The 13,965-nt window shown below is 75.8% G+C and carries 12 protein-coding genes; 6 read left to right on the forward strand and 6 right to left on the reverse strand.

Annotation, left to right across the window (positions count from 1 at the left end; all coding sequences use genetic code 11):
- Nucleotides 1–52: 52 nt before the first annotated feature.
- Nucleotides 53–1,867 carry an NAD-binding protein gene (locus ACIRS1_RS01775; RefSeq protein ID WP_402836015.1) on the reverse strand — a complete coding sequence of 605 codons (1,815 nt, stop codon included), beginning with the start codon at nt 1,865–1,867 and terminating at the stop codon, nt 53–55.
- Nucleotides 1,868–2,054: 187 nt separating this feature from the next.
- Here ACIRS1_RS01775 and ACIRS1_RS01780 point away from each other — a divergent pair, with 187 nt between their 5' ends.
- Nucleotides 2,055–2,654 carry a DUF308 domain-containing protein gene (locus ACIRS1_RS01780; protein ID WP_360205222.1) on the forward strand — a complete coding sequence of 200 codons (600 nt, stop codon included), beginning with the start codon at nt 2,055–2,057 and terminating at the stop codon, nt 2,652–2,654.
- A 93-nt stretch (nt 2,655–2,747) separates the two neighbouring features.
- On the opposite strand, the gene ACIRS1_RS01785 is transcribed toward ACIRS1_RS01780, so the two are convergent.
- The gene (locus ACIRS1_RS01785) at nt 2,748–3,383 is read right to left on the reverse strand and encodes a DUF6461 domain-containing protein (protein ID WP_402836016.1); all 636 of its coding nucleotides are present in this window, start codon (nt 3,381–3,383) and stop codon (nt 2,748–2,750) included.
- A gap of 134 nt (nt 3,384–3,517) precedes the next feature.
- The gene (locus ACIRS1_RS01790) at nt 3,518–5,041 is read right to left on the reverse strand and encodes a CoA transferase (protein WP_402836017.1); all 1,524 of its coding nucleotides are present in this window, start codon (nt 5,039–5,041) and stop codon (nt 3,518–3,520) included.
- Between the two features lie 313 nt (nt 5,042–5,354).
- Here ACIRS1_RS01790 and ACIRS1_RS01795 point away from each other — a divergent pair, with 313 nt between their 5' ends.
- Nucleotides 5,355–5,696, forward strand: coding sequence for a DUF5713 family protein (locus ACIRS1_RS01795; RefSeq protein WP_360205213.1), 342 nt, complete (start codon nt 5,355–5,357; stop codon nt 5,694–5,696).
- 22 nt (nt 5,697–5,718) lie between these two features.
- On the opposite strand, the gene ACIRS1_RS01800 is transcribed toward ACIRS1_RS01795, so the two are convergent.
- Nucleotides 5,719–6,978: a cytochrome P450 gene (locus ACIRS1_RS01800; protein WP_360205211.1), complete on the reverse strand. Its 1,260-nt coding sequence runs from the start codon at nt 6,976–6,978 to the stop codon at nt 5,719–5,721.
- 321 nt (nt 6,979–7,299) lie between these two features.
- On the opposite strand from ACIRS1_RS01800, the gene ACIRS1_RS01805 reads away from it, so the two are divergent.
- Entirely contained in the window at nt 7,300–8,172 is an 873-nt protein-coding gene (locus ACIRS1_RS01805) for a hypothetical protein (RefSeq protein ID WP_402836019.1), read from the forward strand.
- Nucleotides 8,173–8,440: 268 nt separating this feature from the next.
- On the opposite strand, the gene ACIRS1_RS01810 is transcribed toward ACIRS1_RS01805, so the two are convergent.
- Nucleotides 8,441–8,710, reverse strand: coding sequence for a zf-HC2 domain-containing protein (locus tag ACIRS1_RS01810; protein ID WP_402836021.1), 270 nt, complete (start codon nt 8,708–8,710; stop codon nt 8,441–8,443).
- Between the two features lie 55 nt (nt 8,711–8,765).
- Here ACIRS1_RS01810 and ACIRS1_RS01815 point away from each other — a divergent pair, with 55 nt between their 5' ends.
- The 3 genes from ACIRS1_RS01815 (at nt 8,766) to ACIRS1_RS01825 (ending at nt 11,391) form a co-directional block, all read left to right on the forward strand.
- Nucleotides 8,766–9,329: a sigma-70 family RNA polymerase sigma factor gene (locus ACIRS1_RS01815; protein ID WP_402836023.1), complete on the forward strand. Its 564-nt coding sequence runs from the start codon at nt 8,766–8,768 to the stop codon at nt 9,327–9,329.
- Between the two features lie 150 nt (nt 9,330–9,479).
- Entirely contained in the window at nt 9,480–10,289 is an 810-nt protein-coding gene (locus ACIRS1_RS01820; protein WP_402836025.1) for a helical backbone metal receptor, read from the forward strand.
- Nucleotides 10,290–10,338: 49 nt separating this feature from the next.
- Nucleotides 10,339–11,391: a transglycosylase SLT domain-containing protein gene (locus tag ACIRS1_RS01825; protein WP_402836027.1), complete on the forward strand. Its 1,053-nt coding sequence runs from the start codon at nt 10,339–10,341 to the stop codon at nt 11,389–11,391.
- A 93-nt stretch (nt 11,392–11,484) separates the two neighbouring features.
- Here the strand turns inward: ACIRS1_RS01825 and ACIRS1_RS01830 are convergent, their stop codons facing one another.
- Nucleotides 11,485–13,800, reverse strand: a complete 2,316-nt coding sequence (locus tag ACIRS1_RS01830) for a hypothetical protein (RefSeq protein ID WP_402836029.1) — start codon at nt 13,798–13,800, stop codon at nt 11,485–11,487.
- Nucleotides 13,801–13,965: the final 165 nt, after the last annotated feature.

Below are 13,965 nucleotides of genomic sequence, written 5' to 3' on the forward strand. Positions count from 1 at the left end.
GCTCGGACCGCCCCGGACGCCGCCCGGGCACCCGCCCGGGCGGCGCTGCCCCTCACCCCTCCTCCACCAGTGCGGTGTTGAGGCGGGCGAGCCCGCTGCGGGTGGCGGCGACGACGATCCGGTCGCCCGGGGCGAGGCGGCGGGTGCGGTCCGGGAAGTTCCACTGGAGCTGCGCGCTGCGGGCGAGCCGGACGGCGATCACCCGGACGCCCCCCGGGTCCTCCAGGTCGTGCCGGTTCATCCCGATCAGCCCGCTGCCGTCCTCGACCGTCAGCTCGGCGATCAGCAGCACGTGCCGGAACACCGACAGCATCCCGCGCACCTCGCGCCCCATCAGGGCCGCCGCGAAGGCGGGCGCGGCCAGGTAGGAGACCGACCGCGAGGCCGCGTTGTCCAGCGTGGCGTAGAAGTGCCCGGCGAAGTCGTCGTCGAACAGCCGCACCACCACCCGGACTTCGGGGTTCCCGTGGCGCGCCTCCAGGGCCGCCTCCAGGTTGGTGGCGTCGTCGCCGCTGACCGCGACCAGCGCCCGGCTGTGCTTCAACCGGGCCCGGCGCAGCTGCTCCTCGAACGGCCCGTCGCCCAGCACCACCGGGATGCCGAGGGCCCGGACGGCGGCGATCCCGCGCGCCTGCGGGTCGCGCTCCATGCAGACCACCGGTACGCCCAGCTCGTGGAGTTGGGCCGCGACGCGGGTGCCGACGTTGCCGAGACCGACGACGATCACGTGGTCCCGGGTGCCTGCGCCGGGGTTGCGGGGCTGCCCGCGGCGCCCGGAGCCGAGCACCTCGACCGCGATGGCGGTGGCGACCGGCGCGAAGGTGATCCCGCAGATGGTGATCACCACCTGGGCGATCCGCTGCCAGAGGCCGCCCGTCCCCGTCCCGGCGGCGAGGTCGGCGGGCTGGTCGGGCTGGGCGGCGCCCGCGAGGTCGAGCAGCGAGACGTAGACCGTCCAGCCGAAGTCCCGGTTGAGGTACCAGAGGACCCCGAAGGCCATCAGCACCGCGGCGAGGGCGGTGAGCAGCACCAGCCGCATCCGGGCGCTGGTGAAGAAGCGCATCGTGTCGAGGAGCCGCCAGCGCAGCCGCCGTGCCCAGCCGATCGGCTCCCGGGGTTCGATGCGCAGCGCCTGGAGGGCGGCCACGCCGCCCGGTTCCTCCTCCGCGCCGGTCCCCGGCTCAGGTTCGCGGCGGACGCCGCCGGGGCGGACGGGTCCGTCGTCGCCGAACTCCGTGGCGAGGCGGACGAAGTCGGCGGAGTCGCCGCGCTGTTCGGGCAGCAGCCGGATCCTGCCGAGGTCCTGGCGGTCGATGTGGTCGGCCACCACGCAGATCCGGTCGGAGGTGACGGCGTCGTCGAAGGCGATGTGCAGGAAGCGTCCGCCGACCTCGACCGAGTGGGGCCGGCCGAGCGCCGCCGCGGCGAAGGCGGGTGCGGCGGTGGCGGAGCCCGAGAGCGCGGCGCCGTTCCTGAGCAGCCGTTCGATGTTCTCGCCGAGGCGCTGGTTGAACATCCGCAGGACGATCCGGATGTCCGGGTTGTGGCCCTGGGCGCTGAGCGCGGCGTGGATGTTGTCCTGGTCGCTGCCCTCGACGAGGGCGAGGCCGCGGGCCGTCTCGACGGACACCGCGCGCAGCGCCTCGTCGGTGATGCCGGCGAACTCGACGACGGCCGCGACGCCGGGCACCTCCTCGATCTGCGGTGCGTGGTCACGGGTCCGGTCGGCGACCAGCACCACGACCGGGACCTCGTAGTGCTCGACGAGCTCCAGGACCAGCCGGTGCGCCAGCGCATTGCCCCCGCAGACGATGTAGTGCTGGTTGATCGGCTCGACCGGAGGGGTCCCCCACCCTTCAGAAGTCATACCGCAGGACGATATCGACGGCGGGTGTCCGGAGGGTTTCGTTCCGGCGACCGGAGGACCATCAGTCGAACATCCGTACCGACCCGGGGTCGTCGCCCGGACGGCCGCACCCGGCGCGCCGTGCTCCGGCGACCGGGCCACGCTGGGCTTCGTCCCCTGCCCGTTCCCGGCCCGAGGAGTCGCCACCGTGGTCCCCCCGATCATCACCCCCGAAGGTTCCCCGGTCCAGGGACCGCTCGGCCTGCTCGCCAAGGCCGCCTGGCAGGTCCTGCTGGTCGCCGGGCTCGTCTCGCTCGGCCTCGGGGTCATCGTCTTCGCCTGGCCGGAACAGACCCTGCGGGTGGTGGGCGTGCTGTTCGGCCTCTACCTGCTGGTCATCGGCATCGTGCAGCTGGTCGCCGCGTTCGGCACCCACGCGACCACCGCGATGCGGGTGCTGGCCTTCATCAGCGGGGCGATCTGCGTCCTGCTGGGGTTGCTCTGCTTCCGCAGCGCGGCGGAGTCGCTGCTGCTGCTGGCGCTCTGGATCGGCATCGGCTGGCTGTTCCGGGGCATCACCCAGCTGTTCGCGGCGATCTCCGACCCGCTGATGCCGGCCCGTGGCTGGCAGGCCTTCGCGGGCGTGGCCAACACCGTGGCCGGCGTGCTGCTGATGGTCTGGCCGGTGGGCTCGATCACCGCGCTGACCGTGCTGGCGGGTTGCTGGCTGCTGATCCTGGGGCTGATCGAGATCGTGACGGCCGTGCGGGTGCGCGGTCAGGCCAAGCAGATCCCCGCCGGGGTCTGACGGGCTCACCGGCCCGGCCGCGGGGCCCCGGGGTGCCCCGCGCACCGTCGGGCGCCCCGGGCCCCGGGTTGGCGGCCGACGCTACCGCTACGGCTAAGGCCGCGGGGCGTAGCCGATCCGGAACGTCGCGGCCTCCAGCCGCTCCGGGCCGAGCCGGACGTCCGTCAGCCGTTCGGCCAGCGCGAAGGCGGCCTCGGTGTGCAGGTCGTACCGCTCCCCGTCGAGCTGGAAGCCGCAGGCGGTCAGCAGGTCGGGGACGCCGGGGGCCTCCGCGTCCGAGCCGTGCCGCTGCGTCGGGAACAGCGGTTCGAACTGGAGGCGGCAGCCACCGCGCTCCCACCAGTTGAAGTGATCCACCGCGTTGACGTTGCGGAAGTGCGAGACCAGCCGGGTGCCGTCGGCGAGCCGGGGGATGACCTCGTGCAGGCTGCCCAGGTACCCGTAGACCTCGACCGCGAGGGCCCAGCCGTCGAGGTCGGTGACGGCGACGAGCAGCCGGTCCTCGTCCTCGTCGAACAGGGCGCCGGCCTCCTCGTCCTCCCCGTCGTCGAAGACCTCCCAGGCGGCGACCACCGCGTCCAGCCCGGTGACCTCCCGGCCGGGCAGGGCGTCGAAGCGGCGCAGCAGTTCGTCGGCGGTGATCCCCTCGACCTGGGTCAGGCAGTAGGCCTCACCGAGGACGGGGTACCGCTGGTCGAACCAGGTGTAGTCGGTGGCGTGTGCGGTCATGCCCGGCATGCTGCCAGACGGCGGTGACAGCCGGGACACCCGGTCGTGGGCCCGGCCGGGGCCACCCCGGCCGGGCAACGGGCGCGCCCGGGTGGCCAGGGAGGGCGCGGCGCACCCGGGGCCACCCGGTGGCGTCAGAGCCAGACCGGCTCGTCCGTCCCCCAGCGCCCCGGCGGGCGGGACCAGTCGGTGGGCGCGCCCTCGTAGGCGACCGGCGGCAGGGCGTGGCGCAGCCGTCCGTAGGCGGAGTCCGTCTCGGCGAGCCAGCGGGCCGGGTCGTACGGCGGCGGGGCGGCACTTCCGGCAGCGGCTCCGACCGCGGTTCCGACCGCCGGAGCGGCCACCGGTCCGGCCGCGGCGCCGTCCGCCTCGGGTGCGATGCCGTGGAGCAGCCAGGAGGCGGTGCCGGCGAGGGAGTAGCGCAGGTGGCGGCCGCCGGGCCGGCCGGTGCGCTGGTCGGTGAGGGCGCGCAGGACCCCGGCGGCGATGAGGTAGCCGGTCCCGTGGTCGAGGGCCTGGGCCGGCAGGACACCGGGGTGCCCACCGGGGCCGGCCTCGTGGGCGGCGATGCCGACACCGGCCTGGACGAGGCTGTCGAAGCCCCGGCGGCCGGACCACGGGCCGGTCCAGCCCCAGGCGCAGAGCTGGGCGAGGACCAGGCCGGGGTGGCGCTGCGCCACGGCTTCGGCGGCGAGGCCGTGTGCGTCCAGGGCGCCCGGCCGGTAGGCGGTGACCAGGACGTCCGCGTCCGCGAGCAGGCCGTCGAAGACCGCGCGGTCGGCACGGTCCGCGAGGTCGAGACGGGTCGAGCGCTTGCCGAAGCCGGTGTCGGCGTGGGCGTCGTCGGCCTCGGGGATCCCGGGCGGGTCGACCCGCAGGACGTCGGCGCCGAGCAGGGCGAGCGTGCGGGTCGCGACCGGTCCGGCGATGACCCGGGTGAGGTCGAGGACGCGGATCCCGGCGGCAGGCCGGGACACGTCGGCGTCTCCCAGCGGTCGGGGCGGTGCGGAGCCGACCACCCGGTGCTCCACGAGGGGAAGCTTGGCGTCCCGGACCGGCGCGACGGCCACGGCGAGCGCCCCCGCCGCATAGGCCCGCTCCTGGATCCGCTCGGCCGGCAGCCCGCCCAGCACGGCGGCGAGCTGCATGGGCCCCGCGTCGGCGGGCAGGTCGAGCGCGGCGAGCAGCCGGGCGCGGTGGTGCGGGTAGTTGGCGTGGGTGCGGACCCAGCCGTCGGCGGTGCGCCAGAAACCGGAGTGCGGGGCGAAGCTGACGGGCGTACGGCCGTCGACCGTCAGGTGGCGCTCGCTGACGAAGGCGGTCGCGACGGCGCCCTCGTCCACCCGGACGGCCGGGACGGGGCCGCCGCCGCGGTGGGCGGCGAGTTCGGCGGCGGCCAGCGAGCAGGCGGCCACGGTGGCCCGGGCGAGCCGGCGCACCGGCAGGCCGGAGGGCAGCAGGTCGTCGGGGCCGTGGAAGGAGACCCGCTCGAGCAGGTCGGCCGCACCGCCGAGGGCGGCCCAGGCCTCGGCGGTGGGCCGGTCCGCGGACCCGGCCGGGGCCGGACGGGGTGCGGCCGCGGCCCGGGCGGGTTCGGCGGGCTGCGCGTCGGGCCGCGCGGCGGCCCCGCTTCCTGGGGAGGTCGGACGCTCTGTCATGTCCCGCATTGTGCTCCCCGACCGCGCCCCGCGCCGTGACGCCCGCCACCGCCGTCGGTACCGTCATCGACACCCACCGGGCCTGCGCCGACCGGCGGGTGGGGCCACCCGGACGTCGACCACTGCGGCGGCAACCCGCTGCCGACCGGGACCCCGGTGCTGGTGCAGGCCGCCGAGCCGGCCACCGCCCGGCGCGGCGGCCACACCACCGACGCCCCGGAGCGACCGTGCCGGACCGGGGCGTCGGTGGCGTGGTGCACGATCGGCCCGACGGCCCGCACCCGACCGGGCCCTTACGGGAAGGGGAGGCGCCGTGGCGATCACGCACCCGCAGGTGGCGGAGCACGGGTTCCTTCGACAGCTGTACGCGGACGACTACTACCCCGACCACGTCCTCGACCGGGGCAGGGCGGTCCTGCTGCGGCTCTGCGAGCGGATCGAGGCCGAACGGCCGTCCGGCCTGGCGGAGCTGTACGTGCTGACGCAGGCCGCGACCGAGGAGTTCAACCGGCTGGAGGCGGAGTTCGAGGCGGCCGGGAGCGAGATCGAGACGGTCGCCCGGGAGGAGATCGCCGAGGACTTCTGGTTCGTCGCCTCGTCCTACGGCTTCGCGGACGCGGACGTGGAGGAGCTGATCGCCACCCGGGAGTGGTGAGCGGCGGCCCGGGCGGCCGACGTCAGTAGGTGAAGCGCAGCGACCGGACGCGGTGGTCGAAGCTGGACGGGACGAGCTCCGGTTCGCCCACCGAGCGCAGCTCGGGCAGGCGGGTGAACAGCTCGCGGAACAGTGCCTTCATCTCCTGCCGGGCCAGGTGCGCGCCGAGGCAGTAGTGCGGCCCGCCGCCGCCGAACCCCAGGTGCGGGTTGGGCGTGCGGGTGATGTCGAAGACCTCCGGGTCGGGGAAGACCGTCTCGTCCCGGTTGGCCGAGCCGAAGAACAGCGCGACCTTCTCCCCCGCCCGCAGCAGCGGCCCGCCGGGGCCGCCGAGCTCGTGGTCGACGGCGAGCGTCCGGCGGAACTGGACGATCGGCGTCGCGTACCGGACCATCTCGTCGACCGCGCCGCCCAGCCGCCCGTCCAGGTCGGCGAGGAGCAGGGCGCGCTGCTCCGGGTGGACGGTCAGCAGGTGCAGGCCGTGTGCGAGGGCGTTGCGGGTGGTCTCCACCCCGGCGACCAGCAGCAGGGAGAAGAAGGCCCCGAGTTCGCGGCCGGAGAGCCGGCGGCCGTCCACGTCCGCGGTGACCAGCGCCGAGATGAGGTCCTCGGTGGGCCGGCGGCGGCGCTCGCGGCCGATGCCGGCGACCATGCCCTGCATCCGGGCCAGCGCCATCAGCCCGCGCCCCGGCACCCGGATCCGGCGGCGCAGCGGGCGGGCCACCCCCGCGTGCTCGGACGCGTGGTTGACCTGGTCGAGGATCGCCCGGCGCGGCCGCTCCGGGATGCCCATCATGGTGCAGATCACCTGGAAGGGGAGTTCGGCCGCCACCGAGGTGACGAAGTCGCCCGGTTCCTCGGGGCGCCGCCGCTCCAGGTCGTCGACCAGTCGGGCGGCGACCCGGCGGATGTCCTCCTCGACCTGGCCGAGCAGCCGGGGGGTGAAGGCCCGCGAGATGATCCGGCGCAGCTGGGCGTGCCGGGGGTCGTCGAGGTTGACCATCGAGTCGCCGAACAGCACCCGTACCCAGCGGACCGGCTCGGGGATGGTGACGCCCGGACCGCTGAGGAAGACGGCGGGGGTGCGGCTGGCCTCGACGACGTCGGCGTGGCGGACCAGCGCGTGGAAGCCCCGACCGGTGGCCGGATCGGCGAAGCGGACGGGGGCCGGGCGTCGGCGCAGTTCGGCGAAGGCGGCCGAGCGGGCGGGGGCCGGCAGCTGCCAGAAGCGGGGGTCGGCGAGGTCGACGGCCGGGGCCGCCGAGCCGGTCGAGGTCGCCATGGCCGGGCCTCCTGCTCGTGTGGTGTCGGGTGTCCTTGCGCCGCCCGGGCGCCCACCGGTGGACACCCTCTGCGCCTGCGTGTGCACATTTAGTGAGCAACCGGGGGGAGATGTCAAACCGCGCTGGTAGTCGTACCGGGGGCCGCCAGTCCGGGGCGGGCCGCGGTGTACCGACAGGGCGGACGGGGCGGGGGGTGGGGCCGACGGGGCGGGGGACGGGGCACATGGCTCCGACTGGGTCGACGGCCGGGCATGCTCTCACGGGGCGGAACCGGCCAATACCGGAGGGTGCGGTACGGACCGGGCCCGGCGAATGCGACGATGAGTGCCATCGTGATGACCGACCGGATCCGCCTGCTGCGCGCCGCGGTCTTCGCCGCGCTCTGCGTGGCGCTGGCCGCCGCGGCACACGTCGCCATGGCCGGGGCCGGAGTCTCGCCCCCGGTGCTGGCCGGCGCGTTCGCGGCCGTCCTCGGTCTGACCTGGCTGCTCGCCGGCGAGCGGCGCGGGCTCGGGGCGATCAGCGCGTGGATGGTCGCGGCACAGAGCGCGCTGCACCTGGTGTTCGAGCAGGCCGGGGCGCTCGGCGGCGGGCACGCCGGTCTCGGCCGGCTCGCCTCGACGGACTGGGCCGCCCTGCTGCTCTGCAACCCGGAACGGATCCCCGCCGGGCTCTCCCCCGCCGAGCTGGCCCGGATGGCGGGCCTCGATCCGGACGCACCGCCCGCCGCCGGGCTGCACCCGATGACCGGCATGCACCACGCGGCCGGTTCGCTCCCGGCCTCGGCCGCGGCTCCCGCCGCGACCGACGGCATGGCGATGGACATGGCCGGGATGGCGGGCATGCCGGGCCCGTCCGGGGTCTCCCCGGCGCACGGGATGGCGCACGGCATGGCCCACGGGATGTCCCTCGGGATGATCGCCGCCCACGCCCTCGCCGCCCTGGCCTGCGCCCTGCTGCTGTGGCGCGGAGACGCCGCGCTGGTGCGGCTCTTCGACCTGCTCGGCGCGCTCGGGTCGGTCGTCGCGGGCGTCCTGCTGTTCGCACTGCCGGCGATCTTCGCGCGGCCCTTCGGCTACCGGCCGCCGGCCGCGCCCCGGCCTTCTCACGACCGGGCCCGCCCGCCGAGGTCGGTGCTCCTCACGCACGCCGTGGTGCGGCGCGGCCCGCCGGCCACCGCCCTCGCCTGCTGACGCGCCCGCCGCACTCCTCTCCGCTACGAGGTCTCCGCGACGGGCAGGTCGCCCTGCCGTCCGGTCGCGCCGTCGGCCGCCGCACCGCCAGGGCCCGGGCCCGCGCCCGTCGTGCCGCCCGCCTCCCCGACCGGGGTACGGCGCGCCGCGCGGTCGCCCACGGACACCGACGGCACCGCCCAGGGGCGGCCGCCGTTCCCAGCCCTCCCCTCAGGACCTCTCCATGCCCGACCACGACGGCGCACCGGCCTGCCCCGGCGCCACCGTCCTAGCGCTCCGCGGCCTCCGGCCCGTCCGGAGCCTGACCGCCCACCGCCTCCACCGGCCCGAGCCCGCCCAGCAGCCGGGCCGTCCACTCCTGCGACGGACCGTCGGCGGCGCCCGTGCGCACCAGCCCGTGCAGCCGCTCGGCCTGCTCCAGCCACTGCCGGCACCCGGCGCAGCGCGCGACGTGCTTGTCCAGCCGGCCGCCCGGCAGGCTGGTCGGCTCGCCGTCGAGCCGGGCCGACAGAGCGGTACGGAACTGCGCGCATCTCATACGACCATCGTCCCGCACGGCGGGGACGGCGCGGCCGACCGGGTCGGAGGACGCCGTGGATGACGACCAGCTCACCGCCCTCGCCCTGACCGCGCGCGCGGGCCGGGCACCCGACGTCGAGGCCTTCGTCCGCGCCACCCAGCGGGACGTCTGGCGGTTCGTCGCCCACCTCACCGACGTGCAGTCCGCCGACGACCTCGCCCAGGAGACCTTCCTGCGCGCGCTGCGCAGCCTGCCCGGGTTCGCCGGCCGCTCCTCGGCCCGCACCTGGTTGCTGTCCATCGCCCGGCGCACGGTCATCGACCGGTACCGGACGGCCGCGGCCCGGCCGCGCTGCGCCGCCCTGCCGGACTGGCAGGAGGCCGCGGAACGACAGGGAGTCGACCGGGCGGGCGGGTTCGAGGACGGCGTGGCGCTCGGCGACCTGCTCGACCGTGTGCCCGCCCAGCGGCGGGAGGCGTTCGTGCTCACCCAGGTGGTCGGCCTGAGCTACGCCGAGGCGGCGGAGGTCGCCGGGTGCCCGATCGGCACCGTCCGCTCCAGGGTCGCCCGCGCCCGGGAGGAGCTGATAGCCCGGCTCCGGGCCGCCGAGAGCGGGGAGCTCGCGGCTGCCTGCTGAGGCAGGGGGCAGGGACGTGTGGGCGGCCGCGCACCGACGCACGGGCGACGGGTAACAGATGACAGCAGACAGATAACAGATTTCGAAAGCTGTCATCTGTTATCTGTCATCTGTCATCCGAGTCGCCGCCCTCGGGCATAGGGTGACGGGATGGCCGACCCCACCGTCCCGCGGGACGACCTCGACCTGCCCGTCCGGCTCGGCCCCCGCCCGCCGCGCCGGGTGGTGTCCCTGGTGCCGTCGCTCACCGAGGCGGTCGCCGCCACCGCCCCCGGGCTGCTGGTCGGCGCCACCGACTGGTGCAGCCACCCGGCCGACCTGGCCGTCACCCGGATCGGCGGCACCAAGAACCCGGACGTCCCGGGCGTCCTCGGCCTCGCCCCGGACCTCGTGCTGGCCAACGACGAGGAGAACCGGCGCACCGACCTGGACGCGCTGCGGGCCGCCGGGGTCCCGGTGTGGGTCACCGACGTCCGTACCCTGGACGACGCCTTCCGCTCGCTCGACCGGATGCTCACCACCGCCTGCGGGCTCCCCCGTCCGGCCTGGCTGGACGAGGCCGAAGCGGCCTGGGCCGCCCCGCTGCGGCGTGCACCCGGCGGCCCGCGGGCGGTCGTACCGATCTGGCGCCGCCCGTGGATGGTGCTCGGCCGCGACACCTTCGCCGGGGACCTGCTGCACCGCCTCGGCGTCCGGCTCGTCCACGCCGAGCACCCCGAGCGCTACCCGGCCGTACCGCTGCCGGAACTCCTCGCCTGCAGGCCCGACTTGGTCGTCCTGCCGGACGAGCCGTACCGCTTCACTGCGGACGACGGCCCGGAGTCGTTCCCCGGCGTCCCGGCGGCACTGGTCAGCGGGCGTCACCTGACCTGGTACGGACCGTCCCTGATGACGGCCCCTGCAGTCCTCGCGCGGGCATTGGACCACCCGTTCGTCCGGGGCACGGACGGCCCATCGTAGGATGACCGCCACTCGCCGGGACCGCCGGTGACAAGTGGGGGAACCTCAGATGACAGTCAGCACGTCCCGGCGCGCGCTGGTGATGGTGTCGGCAGCGGCCGTCTCCACCGCCGTGCTGGCCGGCTGCGGCAGCAAGCACGCCGACGACCACCAGAACGCCGCGGCCGGCACCACGGCCGTGGCGGCGACGACCACGCCGACCGAGACGCCGAGCACCAGTCCGTCCGCGACCGCCACCACGAGCGCGAGCGCGACGCCGACCGCGTCGCCCACGGCGAGCCCCAGCGCCTCGCGCAGCGCGAGCCCGTCCGCGAGCAGGTCGGCCAAGCCCGGCACCACCAGCGCGGCCCCGAGCAGCGCCGCCCCCGGCCAGTCCGCCGCGGCCGCCGCACCCGCCGCGCCCACCACGCAGCCCCCGGTCGCCAAGCCCGTCGTCGCCGCCCCCGTACCGACCGCCAAGCCGGGCCCGGTCGCACCCCCGCCGCCGCCCGCGCCGGCCACGCCGCACGTCCCGCCGCTGCAGAGCGGCTGCCAGCCCTCCAAGCCCCAGCCGGACGAGCCCAAGGACGCCGTGGGCGCCGCCCTGGTCGCCGCGGCCGGGCAGAGCCGCACGCTCAACCTCAGCAGCGGAGGCACCGACAAGCTCCCGCCGCTGCCCGTCGCGCTGGTCAAGGCGATCGCCTGGCAGGAGAGCGGCTGGCAGTCCGGCATCCTCGCCTGCGACGGCGGGATCGGCACCATGCAGATCATGCCGAACACCGTCAGCTGGATGAACAGCAAGTTCGGCACCACGTCCGACCCGAAGACCCTCGCCGGGAACGTCCAGCTCGGCACCCAGCTGCTCGACTGGCTGGTCGCCTACTACGGCGACTCGTCCTTCGGCGGCAAGTACGACCTGTCCCCGGACCCGGCCACCGGCAAGACGCCGCTGCTCGACCTGGTCATCTCCGCGTACAACGCCGGTGCGGGCAACGTGCACTACAACACCGTCACCGACCCGACCACCAACCAGGTGGTCGGCAGTCTGGCCATCCCCAACCCGAGCTACGTGTCCAACGTCAAGGCACTGATGTCCGGGCAGCCGTGGAACAAGGCGGGCTGACCCCCACGGACGACGGAAGGGCCCGGGACGCGACATCCGCGTCCCGGGCCCTTCGTCACGCACCGTCCGAGGCGCGCCGTCCGCTCTCCGGGGTCAGCCCCGAGCGGCGGTGACGGCGGCGCCCAGCGCCTCCTTGATCCGCGGACCGAGGCGGGCGAAGCCCAGCTCCTTCATCGCCGCGCGCAGCAGTTCCTCCTCCGACCGCGTCTCGCCGTCGCCGTCCACCCACCGGACGACGGCGAGCAGCTCGTCGGCCGAGTAGGCGGTCACGGGCCGACCGGGCGTGAAGTCGGGCTTCGCGGGACGGCCGGCGGCGACGGGCGCGGGCTCCAGCTCAGGTTCCGGCTCCTTCACCGGCTCAGCGGCCTGCTCCTGGACCGCCGGCTCCTCCAGGGCGACGGGCTCGGCGGCCTCCTCGACCACGGCAGCGGGGGTCTCGGTCTCGGTCTCGACCTCGACGACCTCGACCTCGGGCTCCTCCACGGCGACCGGCTCGACGGTCTCGTCGACGACCTCGACCTCCGCGACGACCTCGGCCTCGGTGACAACCTCGGCGACGATCTCGGCCTCGACGGTCTCGACGACGACGGGCTCCGCGGCGACCTCGGCCTCCGGCTCCTCCACGGCGACCGGCTCGACGGTCTCGTCGACGACCTCGGTCTCAGTGGCAACCTCGGCAACGACCTCGGCCTCGACGGTCTCGACGACGACGGGCTGCTCGGTCACCTCCGCCTCGGCCGCAGGCTCCTCGACCGCGACCTCGACGGCGGCCTCGGCCTCGGGCGCCTCGGCAACCTCCGCCTCGGCTTCGGCAATCGGGGCGGCTTCCTCGACGGGGTCGACGGTCTCCTCGACCGCCTCCGGCTCGGCAACCGCCTCGGCCTCGACGGCCGGCTCGCTCGCGACGACGGCCGGCTCCTCGACGGCGGGAGCCTCGGCGACGGCCTCGACCTCCGGTGCCTCCTCGACCGCTTCCTCCACGGGCTCGTCCGTCGCCACCGGCTCCGCGGTCTCCGGCTCCTCCAGCGCCTCCGGGACGTCAGGGGCCTCCGCGAGCGAGGCGGTCGCGGCGGCCACCAGGTCGTCGGCAGCCGGGGACGGCGCCGGAAGGGTGACCACGACGGGCTGGGCCTCCACCGTCACCTCCTCCGCGGCGACCGCCTCGTGGACGTCCGTCTCCTCGGAGGGCTCGGCCTCGACGGCCACCGTCTCCGCAGCCACCTCGGCCTCGGTCTCGATCTCGGCGTCGGCTTCGGTCGCGACCTCGGCGACGACGTCGGTCGAGGGCTCCTCGACCGACACCGGAGCCGTGGAGGACTCAGCGGACTCCGGCTCAGCGGACTCGACCGATTCGACGACCTCCGACCCGACGACCTCCGACCCGACGACCTCCGACCCGGCGGTGTCCGACTCGACGGTGTCCGACTCGACGGTCCCCGCGGCGGTGCCCCCCGCGAGGCCGTCGCGCTGGCCGCCGGCCAGGGCCTGACGGGCGGCGTAGGCGGCCTCGGCGGCGTAGCGGTCGGCGCGGGTGGCGGCGAGCTCGGAGAGGAGGTCGGCGAGGCCGGCGTCCTCGAGGGTGGCGCGCAGCCCGCGGATGGTGGGCAGGCGGTAGAGCGTGCCCTCGTCGGCGGCGAGGCGGTCGACGAGGTCGATCAGCTCGGCGAAGGCAAGCCCGTCGAGGTCGTGGCCGGGCAGCAGCCGGGCGAGCTCGCGCAGGCCGGCGTTGATGGACTCGAAGGTCTGGGCGGTCCGGTCGACGAGCGCGCCGTCGGCGGGTGCGGCCGGGAGGGTGCCGGAGGGGGCGAGGGCGGCCCAGGCGCGGCGCTCGATCTCGGCGGAGGTGAGCGCCTCGTGCAGGTCCTCGCGGCGGACGCGGCGGTCGGTGGCGAGGGCAGTGGCCTGCTTGCGCAGGGAGCGGGCGCGCAGCCACGACAGCTTGACGCCGTTCTCGCGGCGCCAGGCACCGTCGGCGGTGGCGGCGGCGAGGGCGCCGAGGTCGGCGTCGTAGGCGGCCCGGTGGAGGGTGGCGGCGGTCCGGTGCACGCGCTGGAGGAGTTCGACGAGCAGCACGGTCTTGGCGACGGTGTCGGGCTCGTCGAGCTTGGCCTCGGAGGCGAGGGCGGTGACGTCGTCCCAGGTCTGCTGGAGGTCGTGGCCGCGCAGCTCGGCGAGGGCCGTGGAGCCGGCGCGGGCGTCCTCGGGCGTGGCGACGGTGTCGACGGCCGCGTACCAGGCGTGGGTGTCGGCGGTGAGGGTGAAGGCTCCGAGTTCGGCGTAGCGGCCGAGGTCCTCGCGGAGGTCGGGCTCCGCCGTGGTGGCCTTGGCGTCCTGGGGGTCCTTGACGTCTGCGGCGGCGACGTCCGCCGGGTCGGCTGCGTCGGCGTTGCGCGAGTGAAGCACTGTCATGTGAGGTCCGGTTCTGGGCGGCGGCGGCGGGGCTGGCGGCGAGGGGGCGGCGGACCGGTTGCGCGGGGTGCCCCGGGGCGGGGGCGGGGGGCGCGCGTGCGGGCCGCCGGTTGTGGACGCCCAGAATACGGGTGCCCGTTCGAGCCTTGCACGCACCCACCGCCC

It is taken from the genome of Kitasatospora sp. NPDC101176 (assembly GCF_044768035.1).
Taxonomy (GTDB): domain Bacteria; phylum Actinomycetota; class Actinomycetes; order Streptomycetales; family Streptomycetaceae; genus Kitasatospora.